The sequence below is a fragment of the Algoriphagus jejuensis genome, assembly GCF_039523455.1.
GTDB lineage: Bacteria > Bacteroidota > Bacteroidia > Cytophagales > Cyclobacteriaceae > Algoriphagus > Algoriphagus jejuensis.
On sequence record NZ_BAAAFI010000002.1, the window covers coordinates 116,438 to 141,544 of the forward strand.

Sequence of the window (25,107 nt, forward strand, 5' to 3'; positions counted from 1 at the left end):
CTCTATTTTTTTTTGCCATGGAGCTGATACTTGAGGGTGAGTTTTTGCTGGAAAGATTTCCAGGAAAGGGAGGCTGGACTTTCGTTCGCGTCCCCTTAGAACGTTTGCCTGGAGGGAAAGCCTTTGGTATGGTCAAGCTAAATGGATCGATAGACGACTTTGACTTTGTCGGCAAGCATCTCATGCCCATGAAAAAGGGCATCCTTTTTCTCCCCATCTCCAAGCCCATCCGAACTCACATCGGTAAAGAGGAAGGTGACTCGGTGGTGTTAAAACTCTATCGGGAGGGTATTCCCTCAACTACCCCGCAAGAATTGATCGATTGCCTGGAAGACGATCCCGGAAAGTTGGCCCTTTTCTATAACCTGAACGAAGCGGAACAAAAGCATTGGGTCGAATACATCTACAGTGCAGACACTGAGGAAACGAAAGCTGCCCGGATTGTCAAATTGCTCGATCGGCTAAAGCAGGACTCCTAGAATTCAACAATGATTCCTACGGTCGGAAGGACGTTTCCCGCCGGATTGTCGATCAATTTCAAAAGGTAGCGACTGGGGTCATTCGGATCTACCAGAATATTGCCTGAATCATCCCGAACGGGAATCAAGATCGGTGGTTGTGCTGCCTGGAAGTTGTAGAGGTTTTGGATATCCACATACCAGTTGAGATTCCAGCGATCGAAATAGTACTTTTTGTCAATCCTGAGATCGAGCTGATGAAAAGGAGACAGCCGCACGGCGTTGATCTGATCGTAGTCCAGTATTCCGGTATTTCTCAGGTCCCAATTGCTGATCAGGCTTGACTCATCCAGGTCGTAAGGCGTGTAGGGTGTCCCACCAAGAAATCTCCATCTGGTACCGATTTCCCAGTTTTTACCAAATCGCTTGCCCGCAGTCAGACTGACAATGAATTTGTTGTCCCATGCGGAAGGCACAAACCCCTCCGTGTTGGGATTGGTAAATTCACTCCTGACCAAGGTCAACGCGGCTATCCCATAAAAGTCCCGGAACAAACGCTGCTGCGCCAAAAACTCCAATCCGTAGGCCCGACCCTCAGAATCTGACACGACCGGCTCATTTCCGATCACCCCGAAGTCTGCACCGAGATTGGCTAGAGAAATCCCGTTTCGGATCGAAGAAGGATAATTTGAATATTTCTTGTAAAATATTTCGGCAGTAAGCCTTCTGTTTTTCTCTGGAATCAACAATTCTATCCCTGCGATCAGTTGCGCATTTCGGATGAACCGGACATCATTGTCGCGGTTTTCTAATTCACCCTGCTCGTTTCGAAAGCCCAATACGGTATAGGGAGGCTTTTGGTAATAAACCCCTGCATTGGCAGTGGCAAAGAGGTTGGGCCTCAATTGATAGGAGAGAGACACTCTCGGGCTGATCTGATTGAGTGGATTGCTGGCTGTTTTGGCAAAGTCAGCACCGTCTAATCGAATCCCTCCACTCAGCAGCAGTCGATCCGAGTAGAAATTTTTTGTCCCGGACACGAACGCCCCATATTGATTGAAAAATGAGGTGGATTCCACATCGATGATCTCACCGGTCTCGGCTAAAGTCGAACGGTTAAAGTTGTTGATGTAATAGCGAGAATATTGATAGTTGAATCCGTATTTAAGTGTGTAACCTTTTGCAAAAATGCTGTTTTCGGCTCTGAATTTATTTTCCGATTCCTGTGATTTGTAAGTGAAAAGGAGGTTTGACTCGTTGCTTTCGTCGTTGCCAGAATATTTGTAGGATTCGTTGTTGAGCATGTTGCGACTCAGTACAAAAGTCCAAAAACCATTTTCCCGAAAACGCTTCAGTTTTAATCCGGTAGTATAGTTCCACTGCGACTGCACCGGCAATACATCCAAGAGGTACAGTCTGTTTTCCAGCTCTTCTTCCGACTCGCCCTCCGGCAGATCCTCATTAAGCGCAAACTTATCTATCGCCCCAATTCCGACGAAAGTCAGTTCGGTTTTGGCATTCAGTTTCGTAGTTGTTTTTGCCTGAAAATCATTGAAAGTCGGAAGAAAGGGCAATTGCAGCAACTTGAAAAGCCCTTGCAGATAGGACCTTCGTGCCGAGAATGAATAGGTAGTTTTGTCTGAAAGCGGGCCTTCGTTGGACAATGTCAATTCGGAAGCCCCCACAGTGAGTTGGGTAGCCATCTTGTCGCGCCGGCCTTCCTTGAGCTTTATCTCAAAAAATGAACTCATCGCATCCATCCGATTCGCAGGAAATCCTCCCGCTATCAGGTCGAGGTTCTTAATCAGGTTCACATTGAGAATTCCGACAGGGCCACCCGAAGACCCTTGGGTCGAAAAGTGGTTGATCACCGGCACTTCGATCTCGTCGACGTAGAATTTGTTTTCATTGGGTGCTCCCCCCCTGATCAGGATGTCGTTTCGAAAACTGGGAGTACTGGCCACTCCGGGCAGAGCTTGGATCACGCGCGAGATGTCGCGATTTCCGCCGGGATAGCGTTCGATTTCGTTGGCATTGAGTTTCCGCACCGAAAGCGGCGTTTCTTCCGAGCGTGTAAATTCACTGCTCACGACGACTTCGCTGAGGTCGGCAGCATCCTCCTGCAGCTGAAAATCCAGCTGAACGGCTCGAGCCAAAGTCACTTGAATTTCAAAAAGCGTAGAAGTCTTGTAGCCCACAAAGCTTGCCCGCACATTGTAAAGCCCCGGAGGCACGTCGGTAATTTCGTACCTGCCCTCTTCATCGCTGATCGCTCCCAACTCGGTATTCAGGATCAGGATATTGGCAAAAGCCACCGGCTCATTGTTGATCGGATTGACCACATTCCCGCGGATGATTCCTTGGGATAGTGCCTGGAAAGAAAGCAAAAAAAAGGCGAAGGCGAGAAATCTAAAATTCATGTAGTAAAGTGCTTGCTTCTAAAATCAATCGCCGGCGATAAAGTTTTAGCGAGCCTGGAGATTTTGACAAATATCAAGCTATTTGGGAGGTTCGCTACGATTTCGCACGCCATAGCCTCCACCAAGGTGTGCCTGGGGAGTCGTGGTGCTCGTAATGATAGCCAAAGAAATAGCAGCTGAGAAAGGCCCAAAGGTGGTTTTTGTCCTGTGTGCCAGAGTGATGTTTGTTTTCATTTTCCCCGCGGTGGGGAAGATAGGTGCCGAAGTAAAAAAGCTGGAAAGTGGACAGAATCGCCGGAACCATCCAAAACAAAATGAGATTTTCCGTAGGAAAAAATAACTTCAGAATATTGAAAGTCACTGCCATCAGCAAGATCTGCCATAGGGTCACGTACTGTCGGATAAAGCTGTAATACCAAATCAGAAACTTTCCCGAAGGATGATAGTCAGGATCTTGGTCTGTAGCCACATGCCGATGGTGTTCGTGGTGTTTGGGGAAAAGCCTACCGAAGAAATTGTAAGAAAAGAGCAAAGCAGCAATCCAGCCAGTCAGTAGGTTGAGCTTTTTGTTGGCCGAGACTACGCCGTGCATGGCATCGTGTGCGGTAATGAAAAGGCCCGTGTAGAGGTGCATTTGGACCAAAACACCAAGATAAATCCAAGGATCAGACCAGGAAATTGGGAAGTGCAGCAAGCCATAAAGCGACGCAAACCAGCTCGCGATGATCCCCCAACCGATGAGCAGGCCTTTGGGGTCTATTGAATTTGAAGTGGAAGTCTGTGCCAGACTCATGGCAGGATCGGTTGGATCAAATGGTAAGGATTCGTTCTTTGACTTGCTCCATCAGCCACATGGGGGTTGAGGTAGCGCCGCAGATCCCGACGGTATCATTTTGTTCAAACCAACTGGTTTCGACTTGCTCGGGATTGGAGACAAAGTACGTATTCGGATTGCTTTCTTCACAGGCTTTGAAAAGAACTTTTCCATTGGAGGACTTAGTACCTGCGACGAAGACGACTTTGTCAAATTTCGCAGCAAAATCCCTTAGTTCCTTATCTCGATTGGATACCTGTCGGCAAATGGTGTCATTGGTTGCGACCGCTATTCCCTCTTGCTGGAGAGAATTATTGATCTCGTAAAATTTCTCAGTGCTTTTGGTTGTCTGACTATACAGTGTAAGATTTTTGGGCAGACTGGGAAGATCCAGTTCGGCAATATCCTGAAAAACAACCGCCGCATTGCCAGTCTGACCAAGGAGACCAATCACCTCAGCATGACCGTGCTTGCCATAGATATATATTGGTTCGCCTCGATCAAAGGAATTTTTGATTCGATTTTGAAGCTTAAGGACGACGGGACAGCTCGCATCAATGAGCGTCAAGTTGTTTTTCACGGCCAATTCATAGGTAGACGGTGGCTCACCATGCGCACGGATCAGCACCTTTTCATTACTCAGTCCACGCAGATCTTCCTTATCGATGATTTTTAGTCCTTTTCTGGTCAGTCGGTTGACCTCTTCGTCATTGTGCACAATATCCCCCAAGCAATAGAGATACCCTTGTTCTTCCAAAATTTCCTCAGCCATTTCGATGGCGTAAACTACTCCGAAGCAGAAGCCTGAATGATCGTCTATATGTACTTGGAGAGATTTCATAGCTTATAAACTTCCAAGAGGAACAATTGTTTTTCGGCTTCGAATTTTTTCAAAGATGCTGATATTGAGCAAAAATAAAGACATGGAGTAGATCAGGTCCTCGATTGGAACTGACCAAATTCGAACGCCAAGATTTTCGGAGTTGTTATAGATGACCACCGGCTCTTCGGTGAGTCCTCCGGTGAGGATACCGTTGCAAATCAAAAGCGGAACCAAATGAACGAGGTAGGCAAACAAAAATCTGCCGAGGTATCGATCACTAAAAACCAAAAAATGAAGCAACAATACGAATGACCCGAACAGAAAGTTGACGGAGGTGTACCATTTGTCCAAGTGAAATAAGGCCAATCCAGCTAAGAAAGGAACCATGACAAAAACAAATGGCTTCGCCAAAGGCTGAAAGACGTCCCTGGGGAAAAAGAAAATCAGCACTTCGTAGATGAATACGCAGGCAAATGGTATGATGATAAAAAAGAGCCATTCCTCTAGCGGAAGTTCGAAAAAGTAAATCCCGAGAACATACCTCGGATTGAATTCCCAGACTCCGATCTGTGTAAACCAATAATCCCAAACCACAAAAATAGCTGCTGAGATCAACAATGCCGGAAAAAGTGCATACCACTGGGATACATATCGAATCCTACGCTCAAATGACTGGGCAAGCGGATAGGAAATCGCGAAAAGCAAGACGCCTGAATACAGGTACTTTTCCATCAGAGCAATCCTAATTTTGTTTCGAAATAAGAGCCCAGCAAAAGAGTCAGTTTTTGAGAATTTGGGATTCTGATCCGCTTCTGAAGTAGGACGTCAGCTGGCATTCCTTTGATTTTATTGAATAGTTTCTGGTAATATAGATAGGCTATCCTAACGCCAAATTTTGCGCCCACGGGCAAATTTTCGATACCGACCTGCGAATCATCGAAATCTTTTTGAATATCCATTTCGATAAGCAGTTTAGCGGTATTGTTAAATTTGAGGTAATCGACGGCTGGAAAATAAACCCGACCTCTTTCCAAATAATCACTCTTGATATCGCGGAGAAAATTAACTTTCTGAAACGCCGAACCCAGCTTGCGAGCAGGCTCTCGAAGTCGCTCGTACATCGTCGAATCTCCTTCGCAGAAAACTTTCAAACACATCAGTCCGACAACTTCCGCTGAGCCATAGATGTATTCATGGTAGCGGGTATCGTCATAATTTTTGAAATCAAGATCCATTTCCATACTGTGCAGAAACGCCTCAATCAATCCCAAGTCGATTTGGTATTGATTGACGATCAACTGGAAGGCATGGAGGACGGGATTTAGAGAAATGCCGGTAGAGATCGATTCAAAGGTATCTGTCTTAAATCGGCTCAAAAGGGTCTGTTTATCCTGGGAATGAAAAGTGTCTACGATCTCATCGGCAAGTCTGACAAAGCCATATATCGCATAAATGGGCAAGTGGAATTTCTTGTCCAATGTTTTTATTCCCAACGTAAAACTGGTACTGTAGCGCTGGGTAATCAGGCGGCTGCATTCCAGAGTCGTTTGGTTGAAAAGCGCTATTGAATCCATGTTAAAATATACCTATTTCGCTATAAATGATTTTCCCGTATTACTTCTCTGGCAACCACTTCGCCCGAAATCAGAGATGGAGGCACACCAGGACCAGGTACAGTCAGCTGTCCTGTGTAAAACAGATTTTTAACCTTTTTGTTTTTAAGGCTGGGTTTCAACAGCGCTGTTTGACTTAGCGTATTCGCCAACCCATATGCATTGCCTTTGTAAGCATGATAATCGGCTTTGAAGTCACTATGGGCATAGGATCGCTTGTAGTTCACATGCGATCGGATATCCTGACCGGAGATTTTCTCAAGCCGATCAAGGATCAGCTCGTAGTATTCTTCTCTGATTGCGTCTGAATCTTCTAGATCCGGAGCGAGAGGAACAAGTAGAAACAGGTTTTCCATCCCGTCCGGCGCAACTGTCGGATCCGTGATCGAGGGAACACAGGCATAAAAAAGCGGCTTTTCGGGCCATCTTGGATTTTTATAAATCGCATCGGCGTGCGGCGCGAGCGGCTCGTCAAAGAACAGATTGTGATGACGGAGATTTTTCAGTTTTTTGCTCACACCCAAATAGAAAAGTAGGCTGGATGGAGCCAAGACGCGCCTGTCCCAATACTTTTCCGTGTAGTTGGCATAGTTGGGATTAATGAGATGTCTGTCGACGTGGTGGTAGTCCGCTCCCGCAATGACAACATCTACCGGAATAAGTTCTCCAGACTTCAGACGGATTTGTTTCGCTTCTCCGGCTGTGATTTCAATTTCTTCTACTTCTGATGAATAGCGGATTTTCACCCCTTTCTCCTCCGCCAAGCTGACCATCCCTTTGATGATCTCATGCATTCCTTTTTTGGGATACCAAGTACCCAAGGCGATGTCTGCGTAGTTCATCAGGCTATAGAGTGCAGGTATATTTTCCGCAGTTTCTCCGAGGAAAAGCACCGGAAACTCTAATAATCGGATGATTTTCTCGTGGGTAAAAAACTTCCGAATATGCTTGGACATCGATTGGAAAACATCCATCCGAATTACGTCTACGAGCAGTTTCGGTGAAGCAAATTCTGCAAGCGATCTGCTAGGGCGTTGGACTAAATCCTGAATCCCTACTTCATACTTGTATTTGGCCTGTGCCAGAAAATTCTCCAGTTGAGCTCCGGCGCCTATTTCCAGCTTTTCCAACATCGATTTGAATTCATCCAAATTCGCCGGAATTTCCATGATATCATGAGCTCCGAAGATAACCGAATAGGAAGGATCGAGTCGGATCAGATCGTAATAGCAGGAAGGTTTTTTTCCAAAATGAGCAAAATATCGCTCAAACACATCGGGCATCCAGTACCAGCTTGGGCCCATATCAAAAGTGAATCCCTCAGCAGAAAACTTTCTGGCCCGACCTCCAGGGGTATCGTTTTTTTCCAACAGCGTAACCGTACAAGATTCGCGATCGGCGAGGTGTGTCGCTGCAGAAAGTCCGGCAAACCCGGCACCGATCACCACCACGTGTTTTTGCTGCATGATTTAATTTTTGTGCGTATACATCACCAAGTCTCCTTTGAGCAACTTTCTTGCGATATGGATTCTGTTTTTCACAGTTCCTATTGGTATACGGAGATTCTCGGCAATCTCGTTGTATTTGAATCCTTGAAAATACATCATAAATGGAGTTTTGTAAGTCGAATCCAATTTTTCAATCGCTCGATTTATATCGGCCATCGTAAAGTTACCGAATACGCCGTTCTCAATTTCGACATTGCCGGAGTTCAGATAATGTAGGTTTTCAGTGGTATCAACGAAAGTCCCACGGCGCACCATTCGTTGGTAATTGGTGATGAACGTATTTTTCATGATGGTATAGAGCCAAGCCTTCAGATTAGTGCCTTCGGCAAACTTGTCTCGATTGGAGAACGCCTTGACATAGGTGTCTTGCATTAGATCATTCGCATCGTCCAGGTCGCGGGTCAATTTCAAAGCAAAAGGCTTTAGCGAACTGGACAGTTTGTTTAAGGAGTAGCTGAATTCTAGAGTTGTCATGTTCAGGCATTTATGTTTAATCAAATCTACAAATGATTAAACAAGAATGCAAGATATTGTTTAAGAAATAGAGAAAAATATTAAACAAAATGGAGATTCTACTTTCAGAACAAGGTGGCTGGACCGAGAGGATGCTAAAATGGGGTTTGGGAAATGGGAGGAAATGGCCTTTGGGAATCTGACAGGACGATTCGGTAAAAGTTTTAAGGATATAACCCCAAAAACTTCTGACAAATAGATCTTTTTGGGGTTATACCCAGAAAAAGTCACCTGTACAACTTAGAAAGGTGGCTTGGCTGGATGACTTCTGGAAAGAGTCCGTCGAAGGGGTACAGCACGTTCATTTGTCGGACTTTTTGTTGCAAGTATTTTGACCAAGGCCAGCTGGAATCCATAAAGGAAAGCCGGACTTTGCCCCTAAACTTATTCTCTTACTGTTTCTGGGCTGTTCTCCAGGAGAATACCCTTGAACTCTTCAAAATCGCTCATCTTTCTCACATTCTGCGGGAGTACGATATCATGAGCCAATACCTGAAAACCCGACACCAGAATTTTGGCTTGAGGGAATTGATTCGCCAGGTTAGTAGTGTATTCTTGGGCAAACTCGGCAGTTTGGGAAGAGGTAATCACGGTCAGTAAAAAATCCGGCCGATGAACCCGGTACACAGACAGCAGGTCATCAAATGGGGTGCTTTGACCCAGATAGACTACCTGAAAACCGTAGGACTTGATCATATAGCTGGCAAAAAGCAGCGAAATCTCGTGTAGCTCGTCTTCGGGCAGAAAGAGCAGAAACTTTTTTCCACCCCGCACGAGCTGCTGTCCGTCGATCGCCACGATCAGCTTCTGACGGACCAGGTTGGAGATGAAATGCTCCTGCGCCGGGTTGATCGCGCCGGTCTGCCAGAGTACTCCGATCTTGGACATGAAAGGATAGATGAGGTCAAACATCGTCTGCTCCAGACCCAGTTTGTCAATGTTGAAGGCCAGGATCTTGCCAAATCGCTCCTCATCCATGTCGATCATGCTGTGGGTGAGCGCTTGGATTTGATCGGAATGGCTGGGAGAAGATTCGGTCAGTTTGAGGACTTCTTCACGGATGGAGCGGGAATCCATCGCGGCGATCTTGCTGATCTTGAGGCCATTTTCGTTGAGAAGTGCGACGTTCAGGATGAGCTTCAGATCTTCGTTGTCATAGTATCGAATATTGGTAGCGGTGCGCTTCGGGCTGAGCAAGGCATAGCGTTGCTCCCAAATGCGCAGCGTGTGCGCCTTGATACCCGAAAGCTGTTCCAGATCCTTGATCGAATAAGTGCTCACTTTTCCTGGTCGTTAAAGAATTTTTTGGGTACCAAAAACAGCCCAAACGAAACTGCTTCGTCTTTGGTGTTGGTACGATGATGTGCCTGATGGGCTTTGAAGATGCCCTTTAGGATGAAGTTTTTTGGCCTGCCAAACCACTTGAATCTCCGGTGAACCCAGATATCATGAAGGATGAAGTAGAGTAAGCCGTATACACTGATGCCCACTCCCATCCAGAATCGGTAGTCCAGAGCATCTATTCCCTTGAAAATCAACACTACTGCAATACTGCCAAAGAGGAGAGAAAACAGGTCGTTTAGCTCAAAGAAGGACTTGGACGGCTCATGGTGGGTCCTGTGGATCATCCACAGCGGCCCATGCATCAGGTACTTGTGGATTGCCCATCCCGCAAGTTCCATTGCGACAAATCCAAGCGCTATAAATGCTAATGCGTTGATCATCGTAGACACAACCAGATCGGGGGGATTTTGTTAGAATCAATTTGAAAAGTCCTTCCGCCGGAAACCGCTGTTGCGCGTGGGGGACAATTCTTGTGATAGTTTGAAACTTGCGAGAAAGCCGAATTCCAAAGCTAAGAAATATCCGAATGGAAAAAATTGGAGGGTAATTGAGCAAATGCAAAAGACCAATCCAACCAGCGGATTAGCTGGCGGGATCGGTCTATAAAAAAATAACCCAGCTTTTTGTTCGGATCAGCTTTCGTTGCTTGGCTTCCCTATTGTGGCCAATATGCCCCCATCGACATAGATTATTTGCCCATTTACAAAGTCACTCGCCTTGGACGCGAGGAAGACGGCTGCTCCTTTTAGATCATCGGGATCTCCCCAACGGCTAGCCGGCGTTCTGTTGATGATAAACTCATTGAAAGGATGTCCATCCACCCGGATAGGAGCCGTCTGCTCCGTGGCAAAATATCCCGGTCCTATTCCGTTGACTTGGATGTTGTGTTTCGCCCACTCAGTGGCTAGGTTTCGCGTCAACATCTTAAGCCCACCTTTTGCCGATGCGTAGGCCGAGACGGTGTTTCTTCCCAGCTCACTCATCATCGAGCAGATATTGATGATCTTTCCGCTTTTGCGAGCGATCATCTTTTTGCCCACTTCCCGAGACATCAAAAAGGGCGCTACCAGGTCGACCTCCAACACCCTTTTGAAGTCAGCCACCTCCATATCGACAGCGGGGATTCTCTTGATAATCCCGGCATTGTTTACCAAAATGTCGATTTCACCGACTTGATCTTCTATGTCGGCGATCGCAGTTTTCACTTCCGCTTCATTGGTCACGTCAAACAAAAAGCCGTGAACCGTGTAGCCTGCCTTGCGGTAGGTGTCCAAGGCAGACTCCATCCTATCCCTAGAATGTCCGTTGATCACAAGCGTCGCGCCTGCATCCCCCAGCCCCATGGCCATGGCCATTCCGAGTCCGTGGGTACCGCCGGTGACCAGCGCCGTCTTTCCGGCTAAATCAAATAGCGAATTTTTCATTAGCGTAGTTCCTGCGGTTTTACTTGGTCCATATCTCCATAGTCGAGATTTTCGCCGGCCATTCCCCATATAAAAGAGTAATTGGCAGTACCCACTCCGCAATGGATCGACCAGGGTGGGGAGATGACCGCCTGGTTGTTTTTCATCCAGATATGTCGGGTCTCCTCGGGCTGTCCCATAAAATGGCTCACCGTATTGCCTTCACTGATATTGAAATAGAAGTAGGCCTCCATCCTTCGGTCATGGGTATGTGGAGGCATCGTGTTCCAGACACTGCCGGGCTTGAGTTCGGTCAATCCCATCTGGAGTTGGCAAGACTGCACGTTGGCCTGGATGATCAATTTGCGGATGGTACGGTGGTTGGCATTTTCGCTCGACCCGAGCACGACGGTTTCGGCAGCTTCCAAGGAAGTTTTGGCAATCGGAAAAGCGGCGTGTGCGGGAGCTGAGTTAAAATAGAAAAGGGCTGGGTCTTCCTTCTTTTCCGAAGCGAAGGAAACGTCCTTCACCCCTCTTCCGAGGTAGATAGCCTCTTTGGGATTTATCGTGTACGACTCGCCGTCGGCAATGACAGTGCCCGTACCGCCTACATTGATGAGACCGATCTCTCTTCTTTCGAGAAAGTAGTTGGCCTTCAGTGACTCAAAGGTTTCCAACTTGACGGTTTGGGAAACCGGCTTGATCCCACCGACAATCAGCCGATCAAAATGGGAATACACCAGCTCAATAGTATCGTCCACGAATAGCGTTTCAATCAGAAAATGCTCACGGAGTTGTGCCGTGTCAAACTGCTTTACTTGACTAGGGTGCGTGGCGTATCGTGTGGAAGTATTTATCATGACAAAATTTTGGTATTACTGAGAGGGTTTTGGATTGTTGTTTCAGGCGCTGACTGTTGTCCCCTGATTTGCAGCTGAGCTGCACCCGAGGACGGAGCAAAGCCTGTTACTTTGCGTTATTCGCATTTACTATCTTATAGTCGGTGTCTATGATGGGTTCGTTTGACTTCAATTTTTTCAGTCTCAGAAGTGCCTCCAGATAGTAATAGTCTGCATAGATGATCGATGCGTCGATCTCAGTTCCGTTGGGATGATGCCCGGTGGAGTGAAGGAGAAATGCCGTATTCTGATCCTTGCTCATATACTTTTCAGAAGACAAGGCAAGGAGCATTTTCTCAGCCGCGGATCGATAGGCTTCCGCTTTGTCAGCACTATCGACATAGAGTGAAAGCTCGAGCAGGGCCGATGCAGTGATGGCTGCCGCAGAAGCATCCTTGGGTTCATTTGGAATGTTGGGTGCGTCAAAATCCCAAAATGGGATCATGTCCTCCGGCAATCGCTCCAGGTAAACATCCGTCACTTTCTGCGCAAAGGCCAAAAACTTGGGATCATTGGTCTCCCGGTACACCATCGTAAACCCGTAGATCGCCCAGGCTTGTCCACGTGCCCACATCGTTTCATCCGCAAATCCCTGATGGGTGATGCCTTTTACCCTTTGACCTGTGATCGTATCATATTGGATGACATGGTAGGCAGAGAAATCCTCGCGAAAATGGTTTTCCATCGTCGTCTCGGCGTGGTTTACGGCCAAGTCATACAGGGCCGGGTCCCCGCCGTTTTTCGAAGCCCAAAACAGCAATTCAAGATTGATCATGTTGTCGATGATCGTGTTGTGCTGAAAATCGTGCTTGTGCTCTGGCCAGGAAAGGATGGTGCCAGCCAGTGGATTGTACAGCGTGGCAAGCGTATCTGCGCTCTTGAGCACCATCGTTTTGTCTTCCCCGTTGCCAGTAAGGCGATAGCCATTGCCTGCGCTGCAAAATACCTGAAAGCCCAAATCATGATTGATGGCAGACATTTCTGAGAGTGGCTTGAGGTAATTGGTGAAATGAACCGCTTCGTCCTTCCACTTCGCGTCACCGGTAGCCTCATACAGATACCAGAGTATTCCCGGCCAGAAGCCACTCGTCCAGTCTTTGTATATTACAAATGTCCACTCGGCGGTGCCATGGGGCACATTGCGTGGGATCATTGAGGAATCATCGGGAATCAAGTCCAGAGTCTTGGTCGCTTGCGCTACGCAATACTCCAATTGCTTGTCGATGTCCAACTGCTCTTGTTTTTGACTACAGCCAAATGCAAGCAAAGCCAGAGATGCGATTAATATGGGTTTTTTCATTCCAGGGTTATTTTGTGGTATCGGTTCGGATCAATCTTTTTTCCCGAAAAGCAGGCGGTAGACCTCTGTGCTGTTTGTTAAGAAAAGAGGACTATTGATCGGCTGGGACTAGCTATGTCGCCTTTTGAATCGTATGCTTACAGGGTTTATTTTCAGAGTTATAGTTTGTTTTTTACTTGCCAAAAGTGACCTCCAAAGGATTAGCCAGCACTTTGGCTTTGTACTGCAGCATTTCCTCCCAATCACCCTTATCGGAAACATCACCGCTCGCAGTCCAGGCAAATCCGGCATAGTAGGTAAGTGATGGATTGCTGCGGAGCAGGATGAGCAGTTGGCTTTGGTCGGGTACCACGGAGTAGTTGGTAAAGTGATTTTGGTAGTCCTTTGGCGCTACGAGAATCCCCTCGCCCACGAAACTGTCGCCCATGGGTTCCCAATGGCCAAACCAAGCCTCTTCCTTATTTTCCAAAACTTCACCCGCTCCCTCATGAAGCGTGATCCCGACAGCGTAGTTCGGCAGTGCCTGTTCCGAGCTTAGGGTGATCTCGTACTTTGAAAAATTGGATCCCAAGTCGAGTGAAATTCTCTTTTTCTCCTGAATGCCGTATTTGCTCCAGGGAGCGTAGTCCAATTCGAAGACGGTACGGATCGGGCCAGTCGCCAGCGTTCGGTACGAAACGAAATTTTTGGATATATGTAAGGAGTCTTCAAGCCACACGCCGCTGCCACCCGTTCCGCGGCTTTTTCCCACATGGTAGGGGTCATGGCCTTCTCCATGCTCGATATGGTAATAGCCCTGCTCTTTGGCATTTTTCTCATACCATGAATCGATGATCGAGTAGTCGACTTTTTTGAGCCAAAGGTCGATTCCGCTGCTCAGTGTGCCGCCTTCCAGTCCCTCTTCGACCAATCGCTGGGCTTCCGGGCCATAGGTTCTGAATGCGACCTTGTCGTTTTCCCAGGTGTAGTCGTCCGTACGCTCGGGCACAAAGCGCGAATAGGTGGTCAATGTCGATTTGGGCTGTTCTGCTTTCCCGCTTTCCTTCCAAAGGATGGAAAATTCTTTGCTCTGATTTGCGTCGAGGTCGACCTGGAAAAGCAATTCCTCAGGAGCGCCATCCTGATCGTAGTCAATCCACTGGACTACCAGGTAGGTTTTGGTCCCCTCATCTCGAACCAGGATATCGTCGAGCTCATGTCCCGTTAGCAGTGAGCTGAGTTGGCTCGCAGGAATGCTGACAGTTTCCTGGGTTCTTTTTATCTCTGAGGGATTGGAAAACGTCGTTGTGATCGATGGTTCCTTTTCTTCACAGCCCAACAACAAGAGAAAAATCAACAGGGTGGCCAAATAATTTGCCTTACTCATTACTTGTTTGATCTTTTTTTAAAATGGTCAACTTTAAGAGCAGGCGCTATCTTCCAGGGTTCATGATGGTAGTGCTTTGCTCAGTGTGCAATTATCGCTCAAATCAATTCTTTGGGATATGAATTATGGTTCAGAGGATGTAACTCATTGCCCGAAGTGGGGTAGGCAGTCCTACTTCCGGGCTATCTAGGATGGATGGGCATTCTCATAGTGCGATGAAGCTAATCTCCGGGCTAAAGGAATTTGATCGCGGTTTCATAAAAAATGCATTCCAGATCCAGACGCGTTAAAGCAACACGTAGCTTGAAGGATTGCGCGGAAGTGAGGATCTTTCAGTAAGGTGGCCAGGTAAAAAGGTGACAGCCCAGCGGAAACTAAAGCCAATATGCCTGGTCTGGTGACTAATTCTTTTCTGCTGCTTTAGAAAATAGTCAGAACAGATAGCGGCAACTGCAAAAATCCACATGACCGCCGCCAAGAAGCTGTGGTGTTTTCCAGCGGTTCTCTATTGTTGGCTAAGACGATTCACCTATATTTCCAACTATTATAGTCAAGTCAGCCCGGAGTACGAAGACAACTGGACGAAAGAAAATTACTGGTTTCCCGAGAGGTCAGAATCTAGGCAATCGAGCCGGAAATGTGCGTCAGGATTGTTTAAAGTGTATTCAAAAAAGGGCTGGACGTAAAGAGAAGATGGAGCGCAGAATTAGACCGTTTTGTTTACTAGTGTTGTTTTGGAGTATTTCAGCGGGAGTACTTGCACAGTACGACAACTTGAAGTTTGAAAAATATTCGACTCTCGAAGGCTTGTCAAGCAGTACCAGCATTGAGATTTTCGAAGACAGCAAAGGCTTTCTGTGGTTCGGTACCATAGATGGTCTGAACAAATACGATGGCTATGGTTTTCAGATCTACCGGCCGATCTTAAATGACCTCCACTCTATCAGCAATAACAGAATCAATGCTATCGTAGAAGATACCAACAGCAATCTGTGGATAGGTACTTCCAATGGGTTGAACATGTTTGATCGTGAAACCGGAAGATTCTATAGGATAGACTTATATAAGGAGAGGTCTCCTGCTTCCAAATCCAGAGCGGTAATAAATGACCTCTTGTACGACCAGAGCACTGGTTGGTTATGGATCGCTACCCGAAATGGCGTCAGTCGGCTGATGCTGGAGGATGCCTCGATCCCCAATTCGGAAAACGTAGTGATCGACCACTATTACGACAAGTTGGACTCCGAATCCATCGAGTGGAGCAATGTCACCAGTATATTGAAAGATAAGAAGGGTGATATATGGCTGGGCGCCGAAGGTGAGTACTTGAGTAGGTATAACCCCAGTTCCAACAGTTTCGAGGGAGTTAGGATCGAGGTGAGCGGAACTTTTGAACTCGATCATCTCCCGAAAGTGGTATTGGTGGATAACGACGGAGACTTTTGGATAGGCAATAATCTGTCTTCGCTCATACTCTGGAGGCGCGACACCGATGAATTTGAGGTGATTTCACCGGTAAAGAAGCACGTTCCGATTTTTGATATCTATCAGGATAAGAACGGCGCGATATGGATCGCTACCGATGGGGACGGGATCTATATCTATCATAAAAACCAGGGCTTGGTCAAGCACATTGTGCACAATGCTGCCGATCCTTTTTCCCTCCCCAACAACCAGGTATCAAAGATCCTGGAGGATAGTAACGGGATACTCTGGTTTGCCACCTACAACGGAGGATTTGCCAAGTTGGCGCTGTCTAAATCGACGTTTGGCCACTATTTTTTCCAACCAGGAAATCCCAACAGTCTGAGTACCAACATCGCCCAATCGGTCCTGCAAGACAAAAGTGGAAATATTTGGATTGGCACGGACGGCGGAGGACTCAACCTGTTCGATGAAAAAGAAAACAGATTCAAACATTTCCGGGCCAACCCGGAAGTTCGGAGCTCGCTCAGCTCAGACAAGATATTGTACATGCTGGAAAGCTACGACGGAGAGTTGTGGGTTTGTACCTGGGACGGCGGGCTCAACAAGTTTGATCCAAAGACAGAGAAAGCAATCTCCTACAAGCATGACGAAGCCAATCCCCGATCCATCGGTCAAAATACCGTTTGGTGCGCCTCAGAGGACAATCTTCATCGCCTGTGGCTGGGTACGCAAACTGCCGGATTGAATCTTTTTGACCCGAATACCCGGGAGTTTTCCCAGTTTATCCACAATGCCAAAGACTCCACCAGCATCCTGAGCAATTTTGTCTTTTCCACCTTTATTGATTCTCAGCAGCGTCTGTTTGTAGGCACTTCTCTGGGTTTGGATGTGGTTGATTTGGCCGGGCTTTCCGGATTTATCCCAGACAAGATATCCTTTCGGGAAGTGAAGGAGAGAAATATCCAGGGAAACAGAATCAACTACATCACGGAAGATCATCTGGGTAATATATGGGTGGGAACAGACCTGGGCCTGCACAAACTCGACGGGCAGTTAGCCCTGCTCAATTCCTACACTACCCAACACGGGTTGCCCAATAATCTCATCCTGGGGATCGTAGAAGATAACAGCGGCTTTTTGTGGGTATCTACCAAGGGTGGCTTGTCGAGGCTGAATCCGGAAACCAACGATTTCAGAAATTTCAACGTGCACGATGGAGTGCAGGGACTCGAGTTTCAGAGCAAGTCCATAGACAAGACGCAGGACGGAAGAATCCTGGTCGGTGGAATAAACGGCCTTAACGTTTTTGCCCCGGAGGAGGTGTATCGGGAGTACGACAGGATAAAGCCGATTATCACAGAGTTTAAGATGTTTAACAAAGTCGTATTTACCGGTGATACGATCAACGGGCGGGTCCTCCTGAAAAGGTCTATCGGCAACTTGGAGCCGATACATCTCAAGTATAACGAGGGCTACATCAGTTTCAGCTTTGTGGCATTGAACTATGAAAACCCGGATAGGATACGCTATATGTATCGGATGACAGGCTTGGATGAAGACTTTAGCCTGGCAGAGCTCTCGCGCGTGGCAAACTATTCCAACCTGGCGCCGGGAGACTATACATTCGAAGTGAAGGCCACCGAGGATGGGGATTGGGACAATGCGGAGGTGACGAAGGTGATGATTTCCATCTCACCTCCACCCTGGAGGACTTGGTGGGCATACACCTTATATATATTGTTCTTGGCGGCAGCGCTGTGGATTCCTCTGAGGTACTATACCAGATTGGTGAGGGAGGAAAAGGAACACGAGTTGGATCAGATGAAACTTCGGTTCTTTATCAATGTTTCCCACGAGTTTCGTACACCTCTTACGCTCATTCTCAATCCTGTAGACAAGATCATATCATCCTATGACAATCCTGAGGAGGTAAAAGCATCCGCCTATACAATTCAGCGAAGTGCCAGGAGGCTGTTGAATCTGGTAGATCAGCTGCTGGATTTCAGAAAGATGGATCTCAAAAAAGAGCGGTTGAACCTCGTCAGGGCGGATATTGTAAGATTTGGACGGGATATCTGTCAGCTGTTTGAGGACTTGGCCAAGTCTAAAAACATCCAGCTGGTCTTTGAGAGCTCACTACAGGAGCTGCCCGTGATGTTTGACCCGGACAAGATTGAGAAAATCATCACCAACCTGCTTTCAAATTCCCTGAAATTTACGGAAGCCGGTGGCACAGTGACTTTTACCATCTCAAAAAGCACCCGGAATAAGATCCTGAACAGGAAGAAAGGACAGGAATATTTCGAGCTCAAGATTCAGGATACGGGAGTGGGATTCAAGAAAGAGCAGCTGAAGGATGTCTTCAGGAGATTTTTTCATGTGGACAACACCAAAACGGGCACCGGGATCGGGCTGAATTTTACCAAAGGTCTCGTGGAGCTGCATGGCGGCGAGATCTGGGTGGAAAGTGAGTATCAAAAGGGAAGCACATTCACTGTTCAACTGCCGACCGAACCCGATCCGGAGACCCTCGAAGTCGGTGCAGTGGAGGCTTTGGGTGCCTATGAATACAACCAGAGCGCCATACAATCTGCCGAATACGAGATTGCGATCAGCGACACCAGTCAAGTAAGTGAGGAGGAATTTGCGGTCGAAGGCGGCGCGACCCGGCCCGTGATACTGGTCGTGGAGGACAACAAGGAGCTGCGGCTCCATCTGAAGAATGAACTGAAAGGCCGATTCAAGGTGCGCGTGGCCGTCAATGGGGCAGAAGGATTGGAGATGGTGAATAAATATTACCCAGACGTGATCATCAGCGATGTGATGATGCCCGAAATGGACGGCTTTGAGCTTTGCAGGCGGGTGAAATCAGAATTTGAAACCTGCCATATTCCAGTCGTTTTGTTGACGGCGAGAAGCCTGGAGGAAGATCGGATCGAAGGATACAAGACGGGTGCCGACGAATACCTTCCCAAGCCTTTTAACATACGCGTGCTTCAGGCCAGGATCAATGGACTGCTGGAGATGAAAAAGCGGCTGCGCAACAAGTTCGCGTCGATCGGTGGGATCATGCCTTCTAATGAGATCACCTCCAATTCGCTGGATGAGGTGTTCCTGGACAAAGCGACAAAATATATCCTTGAAAACATAAGTGATCCCGACTTTGAGCTGGAGGCCTTACTGTCAGAGTTGGGAGTCAGCAGGTCACAGTTTTACAGGAAAGTCAATTCACTCACCGGGCAAAATCCAAGTGGGTTTATCCGGGCCATTCGTTTGAAATATGCTTCCGAGCTCTTGGTATCCAACAAGTATTCCATCAAAGAAATAGCCTACATGTCCGGGTTTAACTCAGCCGCTTATTTTAGTAAAACTTTTCGCGAGATGTATAACATGACTCCGAAGGAATATGCAGACCAGCATACAGGATCGAGTCAATAAGCATCAGCTGTTACCTTAAAAAGCCACTCCAAAGAGTGGTTTTTTTTCAAACCCGTCCTGAAAACGCGCTTATTCTTCTTCAGTCTTCCCGTGGTGATTGTAATTAGCTGGTTTATAGCGAGGTATATTCAGTCCTTTTTTCGCCTCTTCCGGCGCACTCCCTCGGATTAGCCCATTTTGGTCACATTTTTATAATGCTTGAATTATAGTTTATACCCCGCTCCCTGAGTTCTTGCTAAAATTGTCACCAGTTCAATCGATTGCGGAAGCCCTCAATCGCATTTAGTATTAACATAACCCCAAAATGCCTATGAAAAGAATATCGTTACCCGCGAGTTAATTTTTTCGCGTTGGACCATCTTCCTGATGCCGTCCCCCGCTTGGTGAGTGATAGTCATTTGCCAAAAAATCAAACAACCATGTATGAATTAAAATTTACTAGAATGAAAATAACCATGTTTCAAAGTAGATGTAAATCCATCGTCCGGCCTGCGATACTCGCAGTGATGGCGTTGATGATTTCTCTAATGACTGGGCCAGCGATGGCTGAAATGCAAACCACGCAAAGCGTGCGTGTATCGGGCAAGGTCACCGATGAATCAGACGGCCAAGGGATCCCGGGTGCAACGATCATCGTGAAAGGCACCACCCAAGGAACGGTCACAGATGTCAATGGAGACTACAGCTTGGACGTACCCTCGGCAGAGTCTGTGTTGGTAATCAGTTTTATCGGTTACGCATCCAAGGAAGTGCCTGTAGGAGCTAGTTCTATCCTGGATATTACCTTGGCGGTAGATATGCAGTCTTTGTCGGAAGTCGTGGTCGTTGGCTATACGACGCAAAAGAAATCCACCCTGACTGGGTCGGTCGCACAGGTAAAGGGCGACGATGTCATCCAGTCTAAGGGTACCTCCAACGGAGCGCTTGCCCTTCAGGGGGAAGTTTCCGGTTTGACGGTGACGCGAAGCTCGTCCCGACCCGGCAACGAGGGAATCTCTCTCAAAGTCCGCGGTGACTATACCGTCAACGGCGGCGGTGGAGAGCCACTGGTCGTGTTGGACGGACTGATTGTACCCAATGAAACGCTTTCTACCATGAACCCCAATGATATCGAAACCATCTCCGTGTTGAAAGACGGTGCGGCGGCAATCTATGGTACCCAGGCAGCGGGCGGTGTGATCTTGGTGACGACCAAAAAGGGAAAAGAAGGCTCGGTAAAAGTAAACTACAACGGGCAGTACCAGTTGAACTTTGCGACGGGACAGATGCCGGTGGCCGGGTTGCAAGACTGGGCCAGACTATGGCTAGAGGCGGGTGATAACGATGCGGTGCCTTTTGTTGATTCAAAAGGTAATCAGCAGGTCGCTACGCCAAACTATCGCTTTTTCACCAGAGACGAGCTGGTATCCATCATTGACGGCACCATGCCGATGGCCCCCGAGACGTATTTCTGGAACAATAAGGAACATTACTTCGCGGATGTAAATCAGTGGGATTTGGTCTACGGGACCACAGCATCTCAGAGGCACAATATCTCCCTCTCCGGTGGGAATGAGAAGATCACCTATATGACTTCTGCAGGCTTCAACGACGAGCGTTCGCCGATTGATTTTGTATATGACGGAGCCAAGCGATTCAACTTCCGAACCAATCTGGGCTATAACATCAGTGATATGTTCCGGGCGGAATTTTCTGTCTCTTATGACGATCAATTGATCGATGCTCCTACCAAGGGCGTGGGAGAAGGCATTCAGGATATGTATCTGTTTCCGATGTACAATGAAGCTGGTCAGTACTATGACAACTTTGGAGGAAACAACATGCTGGCCAAACTTGACGAAGGTGGACGTACCAAAACCAAAAATGAAATCCTACGACTGGGAGGGAAAATCATTATGGATCTGGATAAACATGTAAAGGGCCTGTCGTTCAATTACGACATCAATGTGGCAGACTACAACTATCACCGCAGAGAAAGAGCTACGACCGTCACCATGTATGACTGGGATGGAAATGTCACTTTCCTAAATCCAACCTTGGCCACTTCCTATGTGAGGGATAGATTCCAGACGAGCTTCACGCAGATTCACGTGTTGCAAGGAAACTATCAGCATTCATTCGGGGACCACAATTTCGGTTTCCTGGTGGGTATGACAGCTCAGGAAGATGAGGTACAGCGAACCTATCAGGCTCGATCTAACATGTTGTCCGATGAACTGGACGACATCACCACCGGTGACATCACCACGCAGACCACCAATGACAACAACTGGAGAGGAAGCACCGCCATAGGATTGGTATCCTACATGGCGAGAATGACCTATGATTACAAAGGCATCTACCTTCTGGATGGATTGCTTCGTAGAGACGGATCGTCTCGACTGGATCCGGATTACAGATGGTCAAACTTCTACAATTTCGGTGGCGGGATTCGCCTGTCTGAAATGGCCTTCTTGCAAAACGGAATCTTTGACAACTTGAAAGTCTACGCCTCCTATGGGGAAACAGGATCGGTTGTCGGTATCGGCGCTTACGATTACCTCTCCAACATGGCGACAGGTTCGACCATCTTTGGTGCGAACCCAGCCTTGGCAACCACCGCCTGGATTTCTGGTATTACGACCAATCAGCGTAGCTGGGAGCGTGTTTCCAATACCAACTTCGGGGTGGATTTTGGTTTTCTGAACAATAAATTGAGCGGGAATGTCCAGTATTTCATCCGGGAAAACAACGACATGTTAATCTCGGTAGCCACTCCTTCAGTATTGGGAGGAAATCCTCCAAAGACCAACAACGGTAGCTTCAAAACTACTGGTTGGGAGGCTGCTTTGAATTGGAAAGATCAAGCGGGAGACCTGAGATACTCAGTTGGCTTCATGTTTTGGGACAACAAAAGCATCGTGGTCGACATGAAAGGAAACTCCACAGTGCCCGTACAAGGCCTAAACGACTCCTTTGCTTCCAGTCCAAAATTGATCGAAGGAAAGCCTCTCAATTCAATCTACGCTTACCAGACTGATGGCTATTTCAACAGCGAGGAAGAGGTTTTGGCCTACTACCAGCAATACGGATTTGAAGACGCAGACAATCACAACGTGATGAAGTCATCCCAGCTGATGCCGGCCTACAATACAGGTGACCGCCTCACCGTGGGTAGTCTGAAGCGTGTGGATGTCAACAAAGACGGCAAGATCAACGAACAGGATCTCGTCTATATCGGGGACAGCTCTCCGCACCTGAACCTCGGTATCAACCTGACTTTTGATTGGAAAGGTTTTGATATCAGAACTTTCTTCCAAGGTGTGGGAGAACAGTACATCAGACGTTCCGGCGCATTGGCTTGGCCTTTTGCCAACTGGTGGAGAAACCAAAACGTCACCTTCCTTGGCAATACGTACAGCGAAACCAATACCAATGCAGACTATCCAAGATTGCACTATACCGGTTCACGCTCTACTTGGAACTATGCACATGCCAACGATGTCAACATCATCAAGGCATCTTACCTACGTGCCAAAGTCCTGTCGCTGGGATATACCTTGCCTGCCCACCTTCTTGAGAAAGCTCGCATCGACAGACTCCGTTTTTCTGTTACCGCCAACAATTTGTTCGTGATCTCCAATGTAAAAGATGGAATGGATCCTGAGATGACGAGCAGCGCCACGCAAGGAAACTCAGTACCCTATAACTCTACCCTGTTGTTTGGTATAGACCTTACCTTTTAATAGCTAATTGAAAAGAACATGAAGAACATACATATAAAATTGATTACCTGCTGCTTGACCCTCGGACTCTCGGGAATCCTACTGAGCGGCTGTCAGGATGTATTGGATCAAGAACCCTTATCATCGCTGAGTGAAGCGGCATATTTTAAGAATAAAGAGCATTTCGTAGCCGCTGCAAATTTTCTTCACACCCGTACAGGTTTTGAAGATGGAGATGAGACCTCCGATTTGTCCAATAATGTCACGGATGCAACCGAGCGGTATGGTCGTGGACTGAACATAGCCGATCCCAATGACGAAGTCTACAAAGACAACTACTTTGCGCTCCGCGCTGCAAATCAATTGATCGACAAGGCAGCGGAATATGCCGGCGATCCATCTGAAATAGCTCCGTCTGTCGGAACAGCCTATTTCTTCAGAGCCTGGCATCATTTTAACCTGCTGAAAAAATACGGCGGGGTAGTCATCGCTGCGAAAACCATGGATGTAAACTCTCCGGAATTGACGGCAAAAAGAAACAGCCGGTATGAGGTCGCTTTCCAGATCATGAATGACTTGGACGAGGCGATTGCAAAGCTGCCTGCCGCATCTACGCTGGGTCTTGCCGATCAGGGGAAACTTTCCCTGGAAGCAGCGAGATCCCTCAAGGCCCGTCTATTGCTGTATGAAGGTACCTGGGAAAAGTATGTTGGTACCGCTGCCGATGGAGATGGCACAAGCACAGGCGCAGGTTCCGCCAAGCCCGCGGGCTATCCAAGTGTAACCGAAATGTTGACAATGGCTAAGTCAGAAGCATTGGCTGTGATGAACAGTGGTGCATTTCAGCTGTGGGATTACAAAGCTGAGCTTGGTCGCGATCATCTTTTCTACCTATTCAACCTGGAAGATGGCGGATCCAATCCCGCAGGATTGTCCAAAGCCGACAACAAAGAATACATCTTCCAAACAGTCTATGATTTCAATCTGCGAAGAATCCCCAATCCAAACAGCAATCTGACTCACGCCAAGCCATGGGGCCCAACTCGTAAGTTAATGGATATGTATCTGTGTGCCGACGGCTTGCCGGTGCAGCACTCAGCAGACTTTGAGGGCTATGCGACGATGACCTCAGAGTTTCAGAATAGAGATCATCGGATGCTGACCTTCCTGCCTTTGAAAAAATACTGGGGCTGGGGAAATAACGTCGATGGCGGTGGTGCACAATATGGAGTAGCCTTCGAAGACAGCGGAATCGCCTTTGACTACAGACATGTGCCAAATCTTTCGTCTCCGGGTACTCCTCGAAATGTTGGCTACGCCGGACGTAAGTTCATCACCGAAATGAAGCTGCGCGAGACTGGATCAGAATCCTACAACTACCCACTCATCCGTTTGGCGGAGGTGATGTTGATCTATGCAGAAGCGACTGTAGAATTGAATGGCGGTACCATCTCTGATGCTGACCTTGACCTTTCGATCAACAAACTCAGAACCCGTGCCGGCGTAGGGCGATTGACCAATGCCTTGATTGCGCCATATCCAGACCTGACCATGTTGGGTGAAATCCGCAGAGAACGCGCCATTGAATTGTTTGGCGAAAACTTCCGATTCGATGACCTGAAACGTTGGAACATCGCTCCTCAGGAATTGAACCAGGATATCACGGTGACGGTGATAAAAGGAACAGAATGGGAAACTGCCGAAAATCCGAAAAATCCAGGCAAGCCCATCTATACAGCCGGAGCATTTGAGCTCAGCACAGAGCCAAAATCCAACTCAAGCTATGCTGGATTCGCGACTGTGCCTGCAGGTACCATCGTTCTTGACAGAGCATCCAACCGTAACTTCAGCATCAAGCACTATGTGGATGCCATCCCTCTAGATGAGATGCAGTTGAATCCTAATTTGCTGCAAAACCCAGGTTGGTAACAGAAGGAGAGGAATCTTCCCCTAGATTATCCATCTAATCAATGGAGAGCAGCCGGCAACGAATTCGTTTTTGTCGGCTGCTTTTTCATACCAAGAATCAGCTTTCCCCTATTTTGCCTACACTAGCATCACCTCGAGTACCAATTA

17 protein-coding genes are annotated in these 25,107 nt (G+C 47.5%); 4 read left to right on the forward strand and 13 right to left on the reverse strand.

Translation table 11 applies throughout. The annotated features are described in order from the left end of the window. Positions 1 to 17 precede the first annotated feature (17 nt). Positions 18 to 479, forward strand: coding sequence for a YdeI/OmpD-associated family protein (locus ABD031_RS01530; protein WP_343848030.1), 462 nt, complete (start codon positions 18 to 20; stop codon positions 477 to 479). Here the strand turns inward: ABD031_RS01530 and ABD031_RS01535 are convergent. The 13 genes from ABD031_RS01535 to ABD031_RS01595 all read right to left on the reverse strand — a co-directional run bounded on the left by ABD031_RS01535 (position 476) and on the right by ABD031_RS01595 (position 14,461). Further along, a complete protein-coding gene (locus ABD031_RS01535; protein WP_343848031.1) occupies positions 476 to 2,878 on the reverse strand; it encodes a TonB-dependent receptor in 2,403 nt (800 codons plus the stop codon). The two genes, ABD031_RS01530 and ABD031_RS01535, sit on opposite strands and share 4 nt — an antisense overlap. A 94-nt stretch (positions 2,879 to 2,972) precedes the next feature. Continuing rightward, a complete protein-coding gene (locus ABD031_RS01540; RefSeq protein WP_343848032.1) occupies positions 2,973 to 3,671 on the reverse strand; it encodes a fatty acid desaturase in 699 nt (232 codons plus the stop codon). 16 nt (positions 3,672 to 3,687) lie between these two features. Next, positions 3,688 to 4,533, reverse strand: coding sequence for a 4-hydroxy-3-methylbut-2-enyl diphosphate reductase (locus tag ABD031_RS01545; RefSeq protein WP_343848033.1), 846 nt, complete (start codon positions 4,531 to 4,533; stop codon positions 3,688 to 3,690). A 3-nt stretch (positions 4,534 to 4,536) separates the two neighbouring features. Continuing rightward, complete coding sequence (locus ABD031_RS01550) at positions 4,537 to 5,247, reverse strand: lycopene cyclase domain-containing protein (RefSeq protein ID WP_343848034.1); 711 nt, start codon at positions 5,245 to 5,247, stop codon at positions 4,537 to 4,539. Then, the gene (locus tag ABD031_RS01555) at positions 5,247 to 6,089 is read right to left on the reverse strand and encodes a phytoene/squalene synthase family protein (protein WP_343848035.1); all 843 of its coding nucleotides are present in this window, start codon (positions 6,087 to 6,089) and stop codon (positions 5,247 to 5,249) included. The genes ABD031_RS01550 and ABD031_RS01555 overlap by 1 nt, the downstream gene beginning before the upstream one ends. A gap of 20 nt (positions 6,090 to 6,109) precedes the next feature. Beyond that, positions 6,110 to 7,594 carry a phytoene desaturase family protein gene (locus tag ABD031_RS01560; protein WP_343848036.1) on the reverse strand — a complete coding sequence of 495 codons (1,485 nt, stop codon included), beginning with the start codon at positions 7,592 to 7,594 and terminating at the stop codon, positions 6,110 to 6,112. Positions 7,595 to 7,597: 3 nt separating this feature from the next. Next, positions 7,598 to 8,110: an RNA polymerase sigma factor gene (locus ABD031_RS01565; RefSeq protein WP_343848037.1), complete on the reverse strand. Its 513-nt coding sequence runs from the start codon at positions 8,108 to 8,110 to the stop codon at positions 7,598 to 7,600. Positions 8,111 to 8,533: 423 nt separating this feature from the next. Further along, complete coding sequence (locus ABD031_RS01570) at positions 8,534 to 9,430, reverse strand: MerR family transcriptional regulator (protein WP_343848038.1); 897 nt, start codon at positions 9,428 to 9,430, stop codon at positions 8,534 to 8,536. After that, on the reverse strand, positions 9,427 to 9,873 hold the full coding sequence (locus ABD031_RS01575) for a sterol desaturase family protein (protein WP_343848039.1): 447 nt from the start codon (positions 9,871 to 9,873) through the stop codon (positions 9,427 to 9,429). The genes ABD031_RS01570 and ABD031_RS01575 overlap by 4 nt, the downstream gene beginning before the upstream one ends. Positions 9,874 to 10,125: 252 nt before the next feature. Next, on the reverse strand, positions 10,126 to 10,917 hold the full coding sequence (locus ABD031_RS01580; protein ID WP_343848040.1) for a gluconate 5-dehydrogenase: 792 nt from the start codon (positions 10,915 to 10,917) through the stop codon (positions 10,126 to 10,128). Beyond that, positions 10,917 to 11,756, reverse strand: a complete 840-nt coding sequence (kduI, locus tag ABD031_RS01585; protein WP_343848041.1) for a 5-dehydro-4-deoxy-D-glucuronate isomerase — start codon at positions 11,754 to 11,756, stop codon at positions 10,917 to 10,919. The genes ABD031_RS01580 and kduI overlap by 1 nt, the downstream gene beginning before the upstream one ends. 106 nt (positions 11,757 to 11,862) lie before the next feature. Then, complete coding sequence (locus ABD031_RS01590; RefSeq protein ID WP_343848042.1) at positions 11,863 to 13,095, reverse strand: glycoside hydrolase family 88 protein; 1,233 nt, start codon at positions 13,093 to 13,095, stop codon at positions 11,863 to 11,865. A gap of 172 nt (positions 13,096 to 13,267) precedes the next feature. Then, on the reverse strand, positions 13,268 to 14,461 hold the full coding sequence (locus ABD031_RS01595) for a DUF4861 family protein (RefSeq protein ID WP_343848043.1): 1,194 nt from the start codon (positions 14,459 to 14,461) through the stop codon (positions 13,268 to 13,270). Between the two features lie 693 nt (positions 14,462 to 15,154). Here ABD031_RS01595 and ABD031_RS01600 point away from each other — a divergent pair. From ABD031_RS01600 to ABD031_RS01610, 3 genes are all read left to right on the forward strand, one after another. Continuing rightward, a complete protein-coding gene (locus ABD031_RS01600; protein WP_343848044.1) occupies positions 15,155 to 19,327 on the forward strand; it encodes a hybrid sensor histidine kinase/response regulator transcription factor in 4,173 nt (1,390 codons plus the stop codon). Between the two features lie 443 nt (positions 19,328 to 19,770). Then, positions 19,771 to 23,052, forward strand: a complete 3,282-nt coding sequence (locus ABD031_RS01605; RefSeq protein ID WP_343848045.1) for a SusC/RagA family TonB-linked outer membrane protein — start codon at positions 19,771 to 19,773, stop codon at positions 23,050 to 23,052. A gap of 18 nt (positions 23,053 to 23,070) precedes the next feature. After that, positions 23,071 to 24,960, forward strand: a complete 1,890-nt coding sequence (locus tag ABD031_RS01610; RefSeq protein WP_343848046.1) for a RagB/SusD family nutrient uptake outer membrane protein — start codon at positions 23,071 to 23,073, stop codon at positions 24,958 to 24,960. Positions 24,961 to 25,107 lie beyond the last annotated feature (147 nt).